The sequence below is a fragment of the Jiangella muralis genome (assembly GCF_001270745.1).
Classification (GTDB): domain Bacteria; phylum Actinomycetota; class Actinomycetes; order Jiangellales; family Jiangellaceae; genus Jiangella; species Jiangella muralis.
On record NZ_LFXL01000032.1, the window covers coordinates 105,713 to 123,983 of the forward strand.

The following is an 18,271-nucleotide window of genomic DNA, read 5'->3' on the forward strand; positions in this document are numbered from 1 at the left end:
GTGGCCTACCGTCAGGTGTCCAGCTCGGCGAGCCAGCGCAGCGCGCTCAGGCTCGGCGCGAAGCAGTACTCCCCGCCGCGGGTGACCACGAACGGCGGCAGATCCTGCAGCCTGCGGCGGATCGGTCGCTGCGGGATCGTGAAACTGCTCGAGTCGTCGTGAGGTCCGACGAGCGGGTCGGACTCCCGAGGGGCGCCGATGAAGATGCCGTCGTTGAGCCACTGAGTCTTCACGAACTCGAACTGTCGCCGGAGATGGGCGCCGGCGAAGACGAAGATGATTCCGCGGTCGATCCCGTCGTCCTCGGTCACGCCTTCGGGCAGCATCGGCCCGTAACTGGTGCCGCGCCGGATCATCCGGTGGAGCCGGACGTCCACGCTGCCCTCCTGGTCCAGTGCGTCACGAGGGTTGGCCCGACGGGCGTGAGCACCCACGGGGCACTTGAAGCCGCGAGGGTCGTCGCCGAAGGCGAAGTCGTTGTTGCGGTGCGGGTCGGAGCCGAGCTCGGGGTCGTCGTGATCGGGTGCGAGCGCGAGCGGGGCGCCGCTCTGCCAGCGGCCGACGATCTTCGCCCCGAGGACGTCTTCCTCCGCCCGGCTGGCTGACCTGGCGCGGAGGTAGCTCCGGTAGGCCGCCACCCTGGTGTGCAGCTTGCGGAACACGACGTAGGTGCCGTTGCGACCCAGGACCTCCGGGGCAGGCATGGGCGGCAGCTCGCCTGTCTCGTCGGGGTAGCCCAGGATGATCTCGCCGGCCTTGAGTGGCCGCTCACGGGGATTGGTCGAGGCTCGGCCGCTTCCCTCGACCGCTGGTTGGCCGATGCCGTCCTTGAAGCCGAACGACGTCCGCCCTGTTGCGAGTTGGTAGCAGTCCTGACGCCAGATCAGCTCGATCCCAGGGAGTTCGGCGTGGGCTGCGCGGGCCTTCTCCGCGACGGTGTGAAGTCGAGCCTCGTCGGAAGAGAGGACAGCGATGGCCACATGCACATCGGTGCTGCCGAGAGGTTCCTCCCACTGGTCGGGACCGCTTGCACCGGTGTCTCCCAGGATCTCGGCCCGGGCGGCCATCCCTTGCCGGAACTCGGGCGCGAAGCTGTCCAGGGACGTCTGGGGCACCCCGAGTGCCTCGAGCCCGTGGTAGGTGAAGGCGACCGTGAGCGAGGTCTCGTCCGCCGTACCGATGGTGCTTGCGGGGTCGACGATCCGGTGCAGTCGCCGCACCAGCTCGCGTCCGTCGGCGCGGTCACGGATGCAGAGCAGCAGGTAGACGCCGACGTAGGGCGAGGGCCGCTCGTACAGCGCGCCGGCCTGGATGTCGTCGAGCTCGAGGGACGCGCCCATTGTGCCATCCATCGAAGTCACCCGGTTTCCATGGTCAGTGATGCTCGGGGGGTTCGGGCGGGTTCGGGTTCGGCGCTGCCAGGTATGGAAAGCTGACCGTGCCCGGCCGGGTGGCGGAGTCGACCCCGTCGCGGATGGTGGGGCCGCGGCCCGCGTTGACGAGCTGGGTGAAGATCGTGTCCATGACGTCGTCGTTCAAGGTCCGGCCCCCACACGTCACGTGAGACTCGCCGCGCCGGGCAGCCAGTTCGATCTCGAGGAACGACCCTCGCTCGACATAGGGCTTGGTGACGTCGACGACCAGGTAGTCGGCGAGGATCAGATCGGTGAGCGGGTGACTGCCGTCCCCGTCGATGGGCCAGTCCATCGTGCCGTCGAGGCCGTCCCAGAATGCGAGGTTGGCGTCCAGCCGCGCTCGGTAGGCGCCGGCGTAGGAGTCTCCGAGGTGAAACGCGTCATCCATGTTGTACAGGTCGCGGATCTCGAGGTCCCGGTTCACCAGGTCGAAGTCCTTCGGGGCGAGCATCATGTTCTTCACCTCGGGGCGACCCACCCGTTCGATCCTGACGTTGAACTCACCGCGGGTCAGAGTCTCGGCGACAACGCCGACGAGCGTCCCGCCCGGCAGGAAACCGGTGTCGATCTCGACGACGATGCTCAGCACGTTCTTGCCGTCGAGGAAGATCGATCCGGAGTCGGTGAAAGCGAGCTTCCGGGTCGCAATGGTGGCCAGGGCGGCGCGGGCGTCCATGATGAACGGGTCCCACCGCACGCCGGCGAAGACCCGCATGCCGCGCCCCGCCCCGCCCTCCTCGGCGTTGACGCGGAAGGACGCCTGTTCCCCGTTGGGTATCAAACAGGTCCCCTGCTGCTCATGGTCCGGCTGGCCCGCGCCCGGGCCCGCGATCTGGTCCGACACGTGCTCCGGCGCGCCGAAGACGCAGTCGAGGACCAGCTCCTCGTCTCCTGGGACGAACTGCCAACCGGACCCTTCCCTCGTCGGCGGGGTGAGAGATCGCAGCCGGAAGCGATACATCAGCCCCGCGGAGAAGAGGTCCGAGGGCTTGGCCATCGGCAGCGTGTTCAGGACGAGGACGAGGCGCCCCGGGCTCTCGGGACTCGGGAACGCGTACACGTCCGTGATGTCCGCGATCGGATCGGCCAGGGCACGCGGCCCGGAGATGTGATCAGACATGACGGTGCCTCGTCCCACCCGCGCGGCTAGTCGGCGGCCTCGTCCAACAACGGCCGAAGGGCCGGGTGCTCGAGTATCTCGGCGGCCTGCGCGTGATCGAGCACCTGCTGGAACGCGCGGTTGACCCGCTGCGACTTCCGGATCTCCTTGACTGTCCCGCCGTAGTTGCGGGCATACGCGGCGGCCGTCTGCTCGGCGTCGAGGACGAAGGCTCGCACGGCCGCGACATCCGGCAGCCCGTCGTACCCCTCCACGTGACCGAAGATGGCGTCGAACAGCGCCAGCGTCGGCCCCGAGGTGAAGAAGTCCTCCATGTAGGCATCCCATGGACCGTCGAAGCTGGTGATGAACGCCAGGCGCGTGTCGTCGTCGAAGAGCACGAACCGCGCCTCGTGGATCGTCTGGATCGCCATCCCGTAGTCACCGGGCCGGTAACCGGGTGTGTCCTGCAGGCTGAGGAGCGCGGCCCGCAGAGGCGGCGCCTGGCCGTCCTTGACGCGGAAGAACAAGCTGAACTCGCTCGTCGGCCCGACGCTCAGGCCGGGCCGGGTGACTCCACTGTCCGGTGCGGCCATCGGTTGCCTCCCCCGCTCCCCCGGCTCGACCGGAGCACGCCGCGGATCAAGCCAGGTATCCAGAGCTGGAGCACTCCAGCCACCCGGACCATAGGTCCGGTTCCGGCGGGCCCGCCTCACCCACCATGGGTGAACTGCACTCAAGGCCGCCCCGATCCGACATGACCAGAACGTGTACGACAGCACCTTCGCCGGCTACCGGCACGGAATGACAGGTGCGCCTCCGCCCCAGCAGGCTCCGGAGTCGCTTCGAATCACTCATTGCGCGTGATGCCACGCCGTCCGGCCTGTGGTGACGATGTCGTAAGAAGGGCAGTCCGACCGTGGTGGAGGAATGATGGCCAGCGAGCCGAGAGCCAAGCGCAACGTCCATCGGCGGCCGTGGACGGTCGTTGCGGTCGTGATCGCGCTGTGGGTCCTGGCGGGGTGCGACTCCGCCGGGAACTCGTCGAGCACCGCCTCGCGCTGTCCGGGCCGTCAACGGCCTCATCGAGCGTGAGGTTCGTGCGTTCATCGCCTCGGACGAGTTCGCCGACTTATGGACTCGAGTCAACTCCCGAGCGCAGCAGGGCCCTGCAGCGGGTCCTGACCGGCGACAGTTCCGGGGCGGTCACGCTCGAGGGCGATCAGCCGGCGCACCTGCGGCACGCGCAGTTCGCGATCACGATGGAGATCTACACCGAGGTATCGTCAGCGGCGACCCGCGCCGGATTGAAGCGCCTGAGTGAGAGCTTGGAGGGGTGAGGCCGTTGCTGTACTTCGCTGCTGTACGCGGCCCATTCTGGCCAGCTCAGCTGACGTTTCTGCTGGTCGGGGTGACAGGATTTGAACCTGCGACCTCTTCGTCCCGAACAACGTAACCCCAAGGCTCTCACCTGGCAGCGATGGAATCGCTGCAGGTCAGCGACCTGACCTGACCCAGGGTCACCCGGCCTGACCGCGTCTGACCATCAAGATCATCCCATGGATATCCCATGATCTTGCTCCTCGGTCGAAGGTACCAAACCGTGCTTCAAGCACCTAGGTTTTGACTTCGACCATGGGTGCGATCTGTCCGGCGACGGGGGTCCATAGGTCGACTTCCACCTCTGGCGACTCGATACTCACAACAAGTGAGTAGTCGACACCTTGATCACTCTGGTCATAGTCACGCCGGTTCTTCCACCAGCCCGCGACTGGATAGACAGCGATAGCACCCTTGCTTGCGAGATCCGCCGCCGTGCCGGTCCAGATGTCGGTGTGCAGTGAGCCCGGGGCTTGCTGCTGGTTGCTCCCGAAGAGCCAACCTGTCTCGGTATCGAGAGTTGGAGGACGCTGCCCGTCGAGGCGGGCGCGCGTGTTGAGCCGTTGGCGGAAGGACTCGAGGCTCTCCTCGGGGCGCTTTGTTGCGAACCGCAGCCCATGCGATGGATAGATATATCTGCCCGTCCAGCCGCGACTGGACGGGTTCGGCTCGATGAAGTACGAGAGCGTCACACGGAGCTGGACCTGGGCTCCACCCAACGCCTCCAACTGCTCGATCGGCCACGGGAGCTGGTGGAGGTTCATCTCACGCACTTTGCCCGTGCTGCTGCCCTGCTCTCGCTCATACGGGTGTATCTGCGCCTCCGCTATGAGCGTCAGCGCGTCGGCTGCGCTGCGTAGCGCTCGGGTGGCGTCGGGCACGCCCATGCCGTACCGGCGCAAGAGGCTCACACGGCGGGCCCTGCTCGTCTCACCGCTGAAGCGGTCGCCCATGGCTTCGGTCCACTGTGCTGAATGGACGATCAGCGCGCGGACCGTCTCGGGCCGGAAGTCGGGGTAGGTCGCATAGACGTCGGCCGCGATGGCAGCCACCCGTGCCGTAGCTGCTGAGGTATCGCGTGTCGTGGTGAAGAACCCCTCACCGGGCCGTTGGAGTCTGGTCGTTAGCAGGGCCAGGTTCGGGGGCGTATCGACATCGGTCCGGTCCGGAGAGGCGGCGACATTGCCTCCGTTCGCGACCACGTCGGGCTTGAATGGCCACTTCTTGCGATCGAATACTACTGAGGTACGACTGACAGGCGAGAGCTCGCCGCGCTGCGCGATCGGTACGTAGCCTGCAAAGTGACCGGGCGCACCCGCCATGTCGTCATGCGCCGAGTATGCGCCGACTGTCAGGGCGTTCCAGGACTGGGCGGGGTCTTCGACTGGCTCAACGTCGCTACGGGCGAGATGGTCATCCGCGGCAATGATGCCTCCGATGTTTCCCGCAGAGATAACAAACAGTCGTGGTCGGCGCACCTCGTCGCGGTCAAGGTAGGTGAACTTGGGGTCGGTGTCGTCGATGGCTCTTCCGAATGCGAGGGCATCGATAGTGGCGGACCACGATGTGGGGCGACCGGCCTCAGGGCGCTCGGCAGGCTCAGACTCCGGGGAGCTCGTCACCGGGCGGGGAGCAGTCACGGCAAGCATGAACACCCGTGCGCGATGCGCCGCCTGAATCTCAGGGCGATCGACGGAGCGGGCTGTGACAGCACCGTAGAGGTCACGGTCGTTCTCGCCATGGTCGGGGAGAAGCTTCACGGACTCGAGGCGGTGACGTAGATGGACGGTATGCGTGTCCGTGATCGCGCCCTGCAGATCGCTGTAGAGCGCGAGCCCGGCCATCTCTGTGCCGTGTGGCTGGATAGGGCGGCCATGCCAACGTGCGTCCGCGACATGGACGTCGGCCGGCGCAATCGAGTCGGTGAGAAGCGGGTGACCGTCCTGCACGCCTGTGTCCAGGATGCACACTACGGGAGCGTCTTCTCCCGCAGCCCGAAGGCGCTGCCGAAGGTCCTCCACCCATTGCGCTTGCTCTGACGCCGGAGTCCGGTGAGGAAGCTCGCTACATCGTGCGGCCGTCGCAGCTCGGCGATGTCATCGAGCGACTCGAACGTCTCAGCGAGCTGGCCCGCGGTCGCACGAAGTAGCACAACGGTTCTGTCGCCAAAGCCGAGGTAGTGCTCGCTGGTGCGGAGTCCTTGTTGCTCGACGAACGCCGTGAACTGGTCAAGCTCGTGACCGTCTCGCTTCCGCAGCCAGACCTCCCACCATCGAGGTTCCGCATGGTCGTCGGGGAACAGCTCTTCGGGGTCTGTCCACAGCTCCCGAATCGTGGCTCGGCGAATCGACTGGATACCTTCTATCAACGCGGCGTGCCGGGCTTTGTCATTGGAAGCTGTTTCGACATACCGGGCGAGGCGCTGAAGGAAGTACTGCTTCTTGCCGTCGGGAACGAAGACGGTGGCCACCTGGACAGCGCCGTCCTCGGTCTGGGTCTCACGCACAGCGACCAGCTCAGGCTGGGCGCCGCTGCTTGTGGGTCGAGACTCTCCAGCGCCAGTTCAAACCCTGGGAACGACACGAAGGTGATGTATGTCCCCTCCGTCTCGGCTTCGGCACTCGTCGGAGTGAGTGCTTCCTCAAGTTCCCTGGTGAGCCGGCGGCCATGTTGCGTCCGGTTCCCGGTGAATCCTTCCTTCTCGCTGCCACCTCCGCTGCTCGCAAGCGTGAATGGCTCTGGCCTTGGTGGGGTTGGTACAACGATGTGCGGCCGGTCGCGTTCAGCCATGCTGCCTACGCGCTCGCCACGGATCGCGGAGGACTCGTTCGTGGCCGCCCTTCGAGCGCGGCCACAAGATCACCAGAGAGGATTCGAGTTCGCCCGGACAGGACAGTGCGCTTGGCAGCGTTCTCGGCCGCTGTCGCGACCTCCGCGTGGCTGAGGCCCCGCGCAGCAGTGATCACGCGCCCCCAACTCAGGTTGCCGGTCTGGAAGGTTGCGAGCCGGTTCTTGATCACGGCACGCACGCTGTCGTCGTCGGGGAGCGCAAAGTCCATGACTGTGTCAAACCGGCGGAAGAGCGCGTTGTCGAGCAACTGTGGATGATTGGTGGCGGCGATAACAATGCTCTCGGATGTGTCTTCTTCGAGGAACTGAAGGAACGAGTTCAGAACACGACGAATCTCGCCGACATCGTTGGGCGCTGCACGATCACCTGCGAGGGCGTCGACTTCGTCAAAGAGGTAGGCGCCCCTCGTCTCGACGAGTGCATCGAAGATCAAGCGTAGTTTCGCCGCAGTCTCCCCCATGTACTTCGTAATGATCGTGTCCAGCCGGATAGCAAAGAGCGGTAGCCCCAGCTCCCCGGCGACGACGCGCGCCGTGGAGGTCTTCCCCGTCCCTGGTGGGCCAATCAGAAGTAACCGCCGCGCTGGGCGAAGCCCGTGGCGTGCCAAGACATCACGCTGACGCTGTTCAAGGAGGACATGCCTCAGCCGCTCGCTGAGTTCCGGCGCCAGCACGAGATCCGCGAGGCGCGCATCGGGGTACGTAACGGTCAGTAGGGAACCTAGCTCGCCACGCGGCTGCGCGACGGGCACAACGGAGGCAACGCGGGACTGGGCCGGCCCTCGCTTGCGAAGGTCCTCAACCAAGTCGCGCAGTTCCTGCGCGAACTTGGACTGCCCCGCGCGGGCAGCTTTTGCTGCCACCTGCATGGCGACGGAGTAGAACTGGGGATCATCGCCATCGGCGTGACTCTTCACCAGAGCCTTGAGCTGGTCATTTGTCGCCATTGGCCCGACCTCCCTCCAGTTCGATGATCGTCCTGTACCGGGTTCGACAGACCTTAGTCTGAGCCTACCGACCGCGGCTAGATGTAGCCTCTCGGGTGCCACGCCAGAGCTTCGTGTGGCCGCCCCGTGGCTGTGGATCCGTTCGTCGACACCAGCGGACTTCGACGGTTCAGATGTGGTTGGCCGCGACCAACGCTTCGTCGAGGAGCTCGGTGAGGGGCCGGGCTTGGTTGTACAGGTGAGCCATGTGTTCTTGGCCGCGATGAGGCACGACAGGGCTGCGCCGACGAGCGCGGCATTCTCGGGTTGCCCCGGTCGTGCTCGCCGGTGCGGCTGCCGAAGATTTCGAGCCAGTGGTCCACTCCGCCGCTTGGCGGGCGCTCCCAGGACGGCTGCGGCTGTCATCGAGCGGGTCTTGACCGCGCGTCGTTGAGCTGTTGGCCCGTACAAGCGAGCATGTCTCATCCATCGGCGATCGACCGGCTCTTACACCCAATCGAGCAGTGCGACAAGGTCGCGGGCGTCGACGATTTCTAGGACACGGCCCGAACCGTCCGAGGCGGAGACCAGCCACCTGCCGTCGTTTGTGCGGCTCACGCGACGTTCCATGACGGCCTCATAGATGCCGGCGCCCTGCAGGCTGGCGGGGCGCGTCTCTATGCGGCAGTCCCAGTCGTAGCCGCCCGGCCAGATCGTTTCTTCGGGAAAGCCGATGTCAACGAGGTCTTGCTTGGTCAGCAGGTAGCGGACGTGGGAGGGCAGTTCGGCACGATTCCGTGGCAGCGGTGCTCGTTTTCGCATCAGGATCTCCATGCCTCGGGGTTAGCGCGGAGGCGGCAGGGTGCGAGAGCGCCAGGCGTCGCCGGTCTGAATGTCCGGACTCGCCAGTTCGATCGTGAAGTGGTCACTGGCATCGGGACCAGGTACTGGTCGTAGCGTCAGCGGGCGGCCGGCTCGCACCAGATGCGCCATCTCCTGGTAGCTATCGATCTGGACTTCGGCCGACCCGCCGCCCTGGTGTATCAGCGCAGCGAGCACCACCGATGCAAATCGATCCGGAGGAACCTCGACGCCGCCGACCGGCACGTCAGGTGTGTCCGCCGTCCGCCTGGCCCTGACTGGTGCCGCGACGGCGCGCACCGTCACCTCGGTCCCGTCGCGGCTCTGGTCGTAGTCGAAGAGCCACTCCGAGCGCCCATCGTGTGTTGCGCTGGCGTCGATTGCCGCGTCGAGTTCCGCTCGGGTGAATGTCACCGATCCGCCAGCCCGTCTGATGAGAGCGGCGAGAAGACACTCGAGGAGGCCAGTATCGTCACCCGTCACGTTATCCGCACCCTCCTGCCGCAGATCCACAGATGGGCGCAGCGCCTGGATCTGCCAGCAGCGGGCTGCCACTCCTCTGCGGGGGATGGACAGAGCCCAGCTCGTCACGATCCCACACAGCGTGGACCCGTGGAGAACAACGAACTAGCCGCGGCATCGCACCTCCCGGGACTGTAACCCAACCATGGCCCATAGTAGACGCTGTATTTGTTGTAATCGCTGCATCCGCTGCAAGCAGCGGTAAACGTCAGCTTTCGTGGCCGACGGTTGTTCTGTGGCTACCAATCTTGTGTCGACCGGCGTCGCCGCGAAGCAGCTCGGCATCGACCGAGGCACACTGTTGCGCTGGTGGCACAAGGGTCTCGTGACCGCTGCCTACGTGACGCCGGGCGGTCATGCCCGCTGGAACCTCGAAGAACTCGAGGCTGAGTTGCGCAGCCAGTGGAAGCGCGAGGAGTAGGGACGCTGCTCGCCACCAGCTCGGTGACGTCTGCCGGACGGCGCTCAGGGCCGACGGCATCGCGTGACGGTTGGTTGAGTAGCCATTTCCCCTTGCTCCCGGGCCGCATCGTCACGGTCACCACACCTCGGTGCTCGGCGAAATCCCGGTAATTGCGACGGCCCGGCTGCCGCCGCGTCGTCGTGCCTCACCATGAAGGCGACCGGGTTAGCGCCGGCTGCGGCGCGCAGCTGTGTATCTCATGCCAATGAGTGTCAACGACCGTGCAGACACCACCCGGGTAGCCGGGACGCTGAGACTGTCCACCCGGCACATCGCGGACGTTGCGGACGAGACCGGCGGGTTCCGCCGCCGGTACGGATACCTCGTCGAGTCCACCGATTCTGGCGCGACATATGAAGGTGACGACCTGAGATCGGGTGTAGGCGCGCCGGTGGACGCCAAGGCCGCCGTGCGCATGCTGGCGTCGTTCCTGTCAGCCGCCGGCGAGTCCTATCGGCACGTTTTGGAGCACCCAGAGAGTGAGCCGGAGAACCTCGATCTGTTCCCGTTGTGGGTGGCCGAGGCGGCGTACCTGAACGCGGACGAGCTGGCAATCTTTGATCTTGATGACGAAGACCCTGATGACGGCGTGGGTGTGGCCGAGCCGGCGAAGTTCATCGGCGTGGTCTTCCAACAAGGTGACGACGCTGCGGAAGCGTTGGAGATCCTGAACGAACGTGGCTGGCATGCCGCAATCGAGTACCTGGCCCAGTGGGACTTGGGGCGTGAGACCGAGGAAACCGCCAAGATCAACGGTCAAGTTTACGACGAGGTGCAGCTCGGTGAGCGCGACACCATCTGCGTCAGCGGCGACTACGTGATGACCTACGACGAGGCCCTCGGCCATGTCGGCCTTGTCCGCAAGATCGACCGTGCGCCGAGTAGTTCTCCCCTGCCCCCAGTCGACGCACCAGGACCGGCGGCTCGACGCGGCGCTATCCCGAGCGGCACAACGCCCGAAGTCTGGAGCTTGGGCGAATCACCCTGGGCACGGCCCTGGTCGTCGCCGCACCAGACCGGCAGGCCAGCTCATCCGCCGCCAGGCATCTAACGCCGAGTGTTTCCCGCTTCACGAGCCAGCGCCACGAGAGCACTGAGCATCGCGAAGCGCGTCCGACCCCAAGTGTGCATCGGCCGGGACTCCTACAGTGTCGAGGCAGCCTGTCGTGTCCGGCGTCGTTCGGCCTTCCGGACGCGGGCCAGCGCGAGGACGCCGAAGGGTCCGTTGATCAGGAACTTGAGTCCGTTCCAAACGAACAGCAGGACCAGGACGTGCAGCCATCCAGGACCGCCACGATCGATGACTGTCGTCACGGTGGCGGCAGCCCACAGGTAGACAACCCCGATCAACATCGCCGGCATGGACCACTTGAGACCGCGGCGGGTGCGCAGTCGGGCCAGGAGCACGTTCGAAGGACCACGCTGAAGTGGAGCGCCGACGGCGCTGGCGAGGTGTATGGCGAGGCCGAGCATGGTGGCGTCCCTTTCGCGCGAGCACGATTCATGGGTGCTGGCGGCAGTAGCAGTGAAGCCGTAAGGGACACCCGATGCCGGGGTAAGCCGCCAAGGCTATTACTGGGTCGGCCCGCAAGTACTACCGTTCGAGAATCCAGTGTACGACCGCTCGGTGACAGCCTGTGGATTCAAAGCGAGCGGCGGACGCTGCTGTCTGGCGCAGTATGGCTGACCGAACCCCGTTCACCGTTTGGCGGGGCGGCGGCGAGTTCCCTGGCCGCGCGAAGAGCGGCGCGCGCCAGGGTGGCGTCGGCTTGTTGGCTGGTCGATTCGACCGTCACGCCGAGCGGGTTGGCGGTGGTGATCTGGTAGCGGTCTCGGTAGGCGGCTACGACCCTAACCTCAGCGAACCAGGCGCGACGCAGTTGTGAATCGCGCGGTGTGACGCCGAGGGCTCGGGTCCAGGGTTGGCCGTCGGCGATGGCGGTCTCGGCGAGCGCCGTGGCGCGGGCTTCGATGAGGTCGCGGCGCTGATCGAGCGCGTCGCGCATGTCGTCGATCATGGGGCCGACTGCCTCCGGGATGAGTCTGGCGATCAGCCCTGCCTGTGATCCACGGCCGTGCCGGTGGCCGGTTTTGCTCGGTCGGCTCGTGGCTCGGGTGATGCGGTAGTGCAGGACTGCGGCAATGTCCTCAGCGTCGTCGAGTGGCCGCGCTGTGGCTAGGCGTGACAGCACGACGTCGACGTCGTGCCCATGCGCTTCGGCCCTGCGCAGTGCAGCCGTCAGGGGACCGAACGCCTCCGAGCTCAGAACCGCGTCGACCTGTGCAGCCGTGAGCCCGCAGTCGCGGATCAGGGCTGTCCAGCGATCATGCTGCGCCGCGGCGGCGAGCGTCTCATACTCGGCGGCCAGTTGAGCGATGCTCGACCACCGTTCCTGCTCGACCTCGAGCGTCTCGTGTGCCGACAGCTCAGCGCCGACGTGCCTGAGCACGCCGTACAGCACCGATCGGCCCGTGACGTCTTGGTCGTCTGGAGGACGCCGGTGGTCCTCGAGGTCGGCCTTGTCGGTGACGACGTAGGCGATGTTGGCGTCGCGGCCGCGGGTCATCGCCACGTACAGGTTCTCCCTCGTGGTCGAGGACTCCACGAGCGCATGCGCGGTGTCGACCGTGAGGCCCTGGGCCTGGTGCGTGGTGACGGCGTAGCCAAGGTCGACATGGTCGGCCACGTACCAGGCGGGCAGCACGACCCTGGCGCCGAACCGACGGCCAGCCTGGCGGACGGTGAGCGACCCGTCGCGGTCGGTGGCGGTGACGATCCACCGGTCTCCGTTGCGGACCCATCCGTGCCCCGTCGTCAGGCGCCGCTCGTTGAGTCGGGTGACGATCACGTCGCCCTTCGACGCCTCCGTGTCGTCGTGCAGCCGCACGGGCCACGTTCCAATCACCTGGCCGGCGACGATCCTGTCCAGCCTGGCGCGGATGTTCAATGTAGTTACTAGGCCGCGGGTGTCGGCGATGAGTACCGACTGCCGACCGGCGGCGGTATCGGCCCGCCAGGCGTTGTATGCCTGGTCGAGTATCTGCTCGGCGTCGCCGGCGCGGATGCGGTCGTGCTCGAGATAGGTGTCTATGACGGTGACGTCGCCGAGGCGCAGGCGTAGCGAGGCGTGTTTCTCCCAGTCGTTGCGGAACCGGTGTACCTCCGCCAGCTCGGCGACGTCGCTGCGCGTGTGGACGAGCATCCGGAACGCGCCACCTGCGTCGACGGCGTCCAGCTGGTGCGGATCACCGACCAGGACCAGCTTTGCTCCCGCTTCGGCTGCATGGGATGCGATGACGTCGAGGGTGTGGGTGCCGGCGAGGGATGCCTCGTCCAGGATCACCAGCTGCCCAGGCCCGAACTCCACGACACCCGCGGTGTGGTCGTGGAGCCACTTGGCGGTGTTCTCGGTAGGGACGCCGAGATCGTCAGCCAGCACCTGAGCGGCCGCGGCCGAGGGCGCCAGCCCGATCACCGACGCCTCGCCGTGGACCTGCTCCCACACGATCCGGAGCGCATTCATCGCGGTGGTCTTGCCAGAACCAGCCGGGCCAATCAGCACGTCGACGACCCGACCGGACGACGCTACGGCGGCCACGGCCCGCGCTTGATCATCCCCGAGGCGTCGGCTGGCCCGTCGACGAGCAATCACCTCCACCGCAGCGGCGTCGACGGCGGGGGCGGCCGTGGACTCGGCGAGCTGCAGGAGACGGTCTTCAGCGGCAAGCAGCGCGGTGGAGGAAAACACGACTGAGTGCTTGGGACGGAACACCGACGACCCGTCTTCGCGTCGAAACTCCTCCGGCGACGACACCAGGTCCAACGGCGTCAGGGCGAGCGATGTTCGTTCGGCGGCATCGACGATCGAACCGACGACAGCCTCCCGATCTTCGATCGTGGCGAACCGGACTCCCATCGTCTGGCGGGAGGCCTCGGCGTGCAGGTTCCAGTACCGCCAGGTCGAGCGCCGGTCCCCCACCGCCGCAACCACGGCGTTGCCCAGCTCGGTTACGGCGTCGTGCGGAACGTCCTCAGCCCGCACGATCGTCGTTGCGGCTGCCTTCGCACCGACGCGGGCTGCCCAGGTCGTAGCGTCGCCGCCAAGCACGTGTGATGCGCGCACACGCCAGGAAGCTGTGAGTTCGGCCAGCGATCGATCCTGCTTCTCCGGCCGCGTCGCCAGCGTGGCATGCGCACGCAACCGGATCACTGTCGTCGCCGACGGGCGCCGGCCATGCTCAGCCATGTAGGAGTCGATGAGCTTCGCGGTCGCTGCGTCGATGTCGCGGCCGCGTGACGAGAAGGCCGCGATGAGCTCGTCCGGGACCGCGGCGAGCTCCCAAGCCGGGTTGCGGTCCTTGCCCCGCCCGCGTTGCTCCCATGCCACGCTCAGCTCGCGGGTGAGTCGATCGGCAAGCAGCGCGTTGTAGTGCTCGGACAGTGCAACGACGGCGGCGTGCATGGGTCGACCGTCCAGGCTGCGCCACCGCCCGTCGCGAACGGCGCGGACTTTGTTCGAGATGACGACGTGGGTGTGCAGTTGCGGGTCGCCGGCGCGGGAATCGTAGTGATCGAACGAGGTCCCCACGAGTCCGGTCACGTCGACCTGCGCAACCGCACCATCGCGTGCGCTGAATCCAACGCGCGTTGCAGCGACGTCACGTTCCATCAGCGCAATTACGTCCGCAACCGCCGCATGATGCGCCCGCACGATCGCCGTCTGCGTGTGGGTGTCGGCCACCGCCCATAGGGCGGATACGCTCTTCGGCACGCTGAACGTAAAGTCGTACCCGGCCACCGCCCGCCGCTGACCGCGGGCGGTCTCCTCGGCCTCGATCAGGGTTACTGCAGCGGCCCGCTCGTCTCCAGAGATGTCGGGATCCAGCGCGGCAATCCGGGCATGAACGCGCTCGCTCCTGGTGGCGTAGGTCGGGAAGGCTCGGCCCAGCGGGTTGCCGGTCACCGGGTCGTGCCCGGTCCCGAGCAACAGACCCAGCTGCTGCTCAGTCACGACGTCACCCGACGCGAGTTCACCAGAACCCAGGTCTGGCATGGCGTTGCCGATCCATCGTCCCGGCGGAGCCCCCGTCTCTGCGTAGTAGCGGGTCAGCGGCGTGGACAGGTCACGATCGCCGTCGCCTGCGGCGACGGACTTCAGCAGGTATCTATAGCCATCGCCGGCCGACACCACCCGCATCGACACCGTCACCGCGACCACCCGGCCCAGCCGTCCGCCATGCTGGAGAGGTGCGCCCGGCCGACCGCAGATCACTGAGCCGACCTCGCGCTGCAAGATGTGTGTCGAGATCGAGGCGGGTGAAGGTCCGAAGGGCTTCGATGCTGAGCCGATAGCCCGGGAGGGGGCGGGTGCCGGGCGTGATAGCGGATGGCAAGACCGGGACGGTGCGGAACGTGCTGAGGCCCGGCCGCCGTCGTGGGTGGCCGGGCCTCAGGATCAGTGTCGCCGGTTCAACCGCAGCCGGAGATGAGCGCGACGACGTCGTCTGCGCCGGTGACGAGGTGGGTCTCGCCATCTTGGATCAGCCGGTGGCACCCGACGCTCGTAGCGCTGGTGACAGGCCCGGGCACCGCCGCGACGACGCGGAACAGCCCGATCGCGCGGTGGGCTGTGACGAGAGCGCCAGATCGCTCGGCTGCTTCGATGATGACGGTTGTTCCTGCAAGCGCGGCGATGATGCGACAGCGCTGGACGAACCGCGTCCGCGATGGTGGCGTGCCGGGTGGTGACTCGCTGAGCAGAACGCCGGTGGCGGCGATGTCGGCGAGCAAGTCAGCGTTGCCCTGCGGGTAGGGACGGTCGAGTCCGGTCGGAAGCACTGCGACGGTTGCGGCGCTGGCGAGGAGTGCTGCCCGGTGAGCAGCGGCGTCGACGCCGTAGGAACCTCCAGTGACAAGCGCGTGCCCGTGCTGCGCGAGCTCGTACGAGATGTCGTGTGCGGTGTGCTGACCGTAGTGGCTGGCGGCGCGCGAGCCGGTCACGGCGACGCGGTCCGTGAGCGACTCGGCGAGAAGCGCGGTGCGGCCGTGTGCCCATAGCGCCAGCGGCTGGGCCGGACCGAGGTCTGCGAGGCAGACGGGCCAGTGCTCGTCGCCGGGAATGAGCACGTGGAACCCGAGCCGCTTCGTTGCGGCCAGCGCCTCGTTGAGCCGGTCGGCCGTCAGTGTTGACCGGCCCTGGCCAAGGGTCGAGTGGACGACGGTCGTGGCGGAGTCGGCGTCGAGTCGGCGGGTGTCGACCTCGCCCGGCTCGGTCGATAGGGCCAGGGCGACACGGGCGAGGCGTTCGGCGTCGCCGGCCGTGATGATGTCGAGGATGCGGCCGGTGTCGGTCGTCGTAGGTGTGATCATGACTCAGTTCTCCAAGCTCATTTGTGGCCTGGTGGCCGGGCGCCGCTGATGAGCGAGACGGGCGCGCCCGGCCACCAGGTGTGCGGTTCGGCGGTCAGGCGTCCGGCGCGTTCTCGCTGTCGTCGCCGTTGACCTCGGATTCGTCGCCCGAGGCGGGATCAGGCTCTTCCACCTCGGCGGCCGGGGCGCGCTCGGCCGGATCGGCGGTGACGAGCTGCTCGACCTCCGAGAGGGCATAGCCCCACGCCTCCAGTTGGCGGAGGTACTTGCGAGCGGTGCTCGTCGGGTTCCGCCAAGTGTGCTTGCCGATGGAGGCTTCCAACGCACCCAGCGCGACGGCCAGGACGACCTGCGCCGCCTTGGTCGGAGTGTTCGCGACGAGATCGGCGAGCGGCTGCTGCCCGTAGGTGTGCTCGTAACCGAGCAGCTCCTCGGCCAGCGCGTGGTCACCGTTCGCCGCCCGGCCGACCTCGAACGTGTTCGTAACCAAGGTGACGGCGGCGAACGGCAGTGCGTCGGCGGGGAGCCGCTTGCGTCCGAGCAGATCGGTCACCCAGGCACGACGGACCTTCTCCGCTTCTCTGCACTTTGCAAGTCCGGTGTGGGATCGGGGTGGGGCCGGCTTGTCATGGCTGGTGGTTGCCGAACAGCTCTTCGCCGTCACTGTGGCCAAGGAGGAAGGTGAAGCGGGCCAGGTCGGCGTGGAGTTCGTCGGTGTCGTAGGCGTCGACGCCGATGAACCGCTGGAGCGATTGGGCGAGGAGTTCGCGGTCGGCGCCGGTGAGCCAGTCGCTGAGGAGGGTGAGTAGCTCGGCGAGTTCGGTCGCGTCGGCACGGTCGAGTTCGATGCTGGTCATGCGGGTGCTCCGATCGCGGGCATGCCGAGGACGGTCACGGTGTCGTGGTCGTGGTGGGCGAGTCGTTGGGTCTCGGCGCGCTTGTCGACCAGGAACCGCAGGGTGAGGTCGATTCCTTCGATCTCTCCGAGCCACCCTTGGGCTTCGGCGTGGGCACGTCGGGTGAGCAGGTCGGCGTGGATCTCGTCGAGCCGGCCGAGCATTTTGGGGTCGACGTGCAGCATCGGGCAGCGGATGCAGGCGTGTTCGTGTTCGCAAGGGGTGGCGTAGGGGCGGCCGCATTGGCCGAGTTCGATCTTGCGTTTGTCGAAGTGCTCCTCGAACTCGGCCCACTCCTGGTCGGTGACGGGCCGGTAGTCGGCTGCTGGGCGGGCAGCGCGGCGGTTGGCGAGGTGGGCCTGGTAGTGGCGGATGACGTCTTCTTGGAACACCGTCACGTAGCCGTGGAAGGTCTGCACGTCGAGATGCCCGAGCAGCGCGGCTCCGATGTGGACGGGCAGCCCGTTGTTGGCCAGGTCGGTGGCGAACAGGCGGCGGAAGTCGTGCGGGGTGAACCTGATCTTCTCCAGTTCCGGGTGCTGCTTGGCGAGGCTCTTGCTGAGCCGGATCAGCATGGTGCGCAGCGTCGAGGGGGTGATGACCTCGGTGCGCTGCCCGATGGTGCGTTGGAACAGGAACGGCTGCGGTTCGCTGGTGACGTGCTCGTGCCGGTCGTAGCGGGTGGCCAACGCGATGCTCGGGCGGTCACGGGTCAGGCGCCGGATGATGGTGGCGATGACGTGGAACAGCTCGGCGGTCATGGGGATGACCCGTTCCCGGTCGCTCTTGGACGGGGCGATGACCAGCAGCGCGATCACCTCCCCGTTGGGTCGGACGTATTGGCGGATGCTGAGCTGGGACAGCTCGAGCAGCTCCTCGTTGCGCACGCCGGTGTGGCGCAGGGTCTCGATGCAGGCCCAGGTCCAGAACGCGGCGTCCTCGGCGTCGGTGAGGTTGATCGCCGTGCCGTTGTGTTCGTCGTGGACCCGGACGTTGGCGATCCCGTGGTAGCGCTGATGGCGGGCGTCGCCAGCGCTGAAGATCCTGGTGTAGTGCCGAGCGTCGACGACCAGGCGCTGGCCGTGCTCGGCGTCGGTGGCGGCGGCGAGCAGAGCGGCGAGGTGGTCGCGTCGCTGCTCCGCGGCCGCGACCAGGACCGGCAGCAGCGGTTGCAGGGTGCGGGTGCGGTGGTCGGTGCGTTCCTTCGCGCGTCGGTTCGCCTGGGTTCTGGCGCGGGCATCGCGGCCGCTGATCGGACACGGCGCGGCCCAGCGGGCCCACTGTTCGGGTTCGTGGGCGGCCCAGCCCTGGATGTCGAGGTATAGGGCGCGGACGTTGGTGACGATCCCGGGGGCGCCCAGGCGTGGCTTCCCGTCACGTCGGACCTCGACCGCGGCCCGCCACGCCTGGTAGGTCTCCTCGGACAGGGACTGTCTGAATAACGGTGTGTGGGGTCCGGCCTGATCCGAGAGGAGACGGCCGTGGCTGA

Annotated in this window: 16 protein-coding genes; 2 read left to right on the forward strand and 14 right to left on the reverse strand. The window is 67.0% G+C overall.

The genetic code is table 11. The annotated features are described in order from the left end of the window. Positions 1 to 11: 11 nt before the first annotated feature. The 8 genes from ACW62_RS25590 to ACW62_RS25625 all read right to left on the reverse strand — a co-directional run bounded on the left by ACW62_RS25590 (position 12) and on the right by ACW62_RS25625 (position 9,014). Positions 12 to 1,340 carry a Dyp-type peroxidase gene (locus ACW62_RS25590; protein ID WP_157574973.1) on the reverse strand — a complete coding sequence of 443 codons (1,329 nt, stop codon included), beginning with the start codon at positions 1,338 to 1,340 and terminating at the stop codon, positions 12 to 14. A gap of 34 nt (positions 1,341 to 1,374) precedes the next feature. Further along, positions 1,375 to 2,535 (reverse strand): DUF4331 family protein, encoded by a 1,161-nt coding sequence (locus ACW62_RS25595; protein ID WP_053206940.1) that lies wholly within the window; start codon positions 2,533 to 2,535, stop codon positions 1,375 to 1,377. A 26-nt stretch (positions 2,536 to 2,561) separates the two neighbouring features. Beyond that, positions 2,562 to 3,110: a hypothetical protein gene (locus tag ACW62_RS25600; RefSeq protein WP_053206941.1), complete on the reverse strand. Its 549-nt coding sequence runs from the start codon at positions 3,108 to 3,110 to the stop codon at positions 2,562 to 2,564. 1,020 nt (positions 3,111 to 4,130) lie between these two features. Further along, complete coding sequence (locus ACW62_RS25610; protein WP_205629593.1) at positions 4,131 to 5,864, reverse strand: S8 family peptidase; 1,734 nt, start codon at positions 5,862 to 5,864, stop codon at positions 4,131 to 4,133. Continuing rightward, positions 5,864 to 6,400 (reverse strand): hypothetical protein, encoded by a 537-nt coding sequence (locus ACW62_RS35395; protein ID WP_205629594.1) that lies wholly within the window; start codon positions 6,398 to 6,400, stop codon positions 5,864 to 5,866. The genes ACW62_RS25610 and ACW62_RS35395 overlap by 1 nt, the downstream gene beginning before the upstream one ends. 289 nt (positions 6,401 to 6,689) lie before the next feature. Continuing rightward, on the reverse strand, positions 6,690 to 7,691 hold the full coding sequence (locus tag ACW62_RS25615) for an AAA family ATPase (protein WP_053206943.1): 1,002 nt from the start codon (positions 7,689 to 7,691) through the stop codon (positions 6,690 to 6,692). A gap of 486 nt (positions 7,692 to 8,177) precedes the next feature. Beyond that, positions 8,178 to 8,504, reverse strand: coding sequence for a hypothetical protein (locus ACW62_RS25620; RefSeq protein WP_053206944.1), 327 nt, complete (start codon positions 8,502 to 8,504; stop codon positions 8,178 to 8,180). Between the two features lie 9 nt (positions 8,505 to 8,513). Then, positions 8,514 to 9,014: a hypothetical protein gene (locus ACW62_RS25625; protein ID WP_157574974.1), complete on the reverse strand. Its 501-nt coding sequence runs from the start codon at positions 9,012 to 9,014 to the stop codon at positions 8,514 to 8,516. 274 nt (positions 9,015 to 9,288) lie between these two features. Here ACW62_RS25625 and ACW62_RS34345 point away from each other — a divergent pair, with 274 nt between their 5' ends. Together ACW62_RS34345 and ACW62_RS25630 are read left to right on the forward strand one after the other, a co-directional pair. Then, positions 9,289 to 9,474, forward strand: a complete 186-nt coding sequence (locus ACW62_RS34345) for a MerR family transcriptional regulator (protein ID WP_157574975.1) — start codon at positions 9,289 to 9,291, stop codon at positions 9,472 to 9,474. 247 nt (positions 9,475 to 9,721) lie between these two features. Next, positions 9,722 to 10,567, forward strand: coding sequence for a hypothetical protein (locus tag ACW62_RS25630; RefSeq protein WP_157574976.1), 846 nt, complete (start codon positions 9,722 to 9,724; stop codon positions 10,565 to 10,567). 92 nt (positions 10,568 to 10,659) lie between these two features. Here ACW62_RS25630 and ACW62_RS25635 read toward each other — a convergent pair whose 3' ends face one another. The 6 genes from ACW62_RS25635 to ACW62_RS25660 form a co-directional block, all read right to left on the reverse strand. Next, positions 10,660 to 10,989, reverse strand: coding sequence for a hypothetical protein (locus tag ACW62_RS25635; protein ID WP_053206947.1), 330 nt, complete (start codon positions 10,987 to 10,989; stop codon positions 10,660 to 10,662). Positions 10,990 to 11,159: 170 nt separating this feature from the next. After that, complete coding sequence (gene mobF / locus ACW62_RS25640; RefSeq protein ID WP_053206966.1) at positions 11,160 to 14,714, reverse strand: MobF family relaxase; 3,555 nt, start codon at positions 14,712 to 14,714, stop codon at positions 11,160 to 11,162. Positions 14,715 to 14,986: 272 nt separating this feature from the next. Beyond that, positions 14,987 to 15,886: a DNA-processing protein DprA gene (dprA, locus tag ACW62_RS25645; protein WP_053206948.1), complete on the reverse strand. Its 900-nt coding sequence runs from the start codon at positions 15,884 to 15,886 to the stop codon at positions 14,987 to 14,989. A 94-nt stretch (positions 15,887 to 15,980) separates the two neighbouring features. Next, entirely contained in the window at positions 15,981 to 16,439 is a 459-nt protein-coding gene (locus tag ACW62_RS25650; protein ID WP_053206949.1) for a hypothetical protein, read from the reverse strand. A gap of 73 nt (positions 16,440 to 16,512) precedes the next feature. After that, positions 16,513 to 16,743 (reverse strand): hypothetical protein, encoded by a 231-nt coding sequence (locus tag ACW62_RS25655; RefSeq protein WP_053206950.1) that lies wholly within the window; start codon positions 16,741 to 16,743, stop codon positions 16,513 to 16,515. Beyond that, a partial coding sequence (locus ACW62_RS25660) for a site-specific integrase (protein ID WP_157574977.1) occupies positions 16,740 to 18,271 on the reverse strand: 1,532 nt, incomplete at its 5' end. The genes ACW62_RS25655 and ACW62_RS25660, both read right to left, overlap by 4 nt.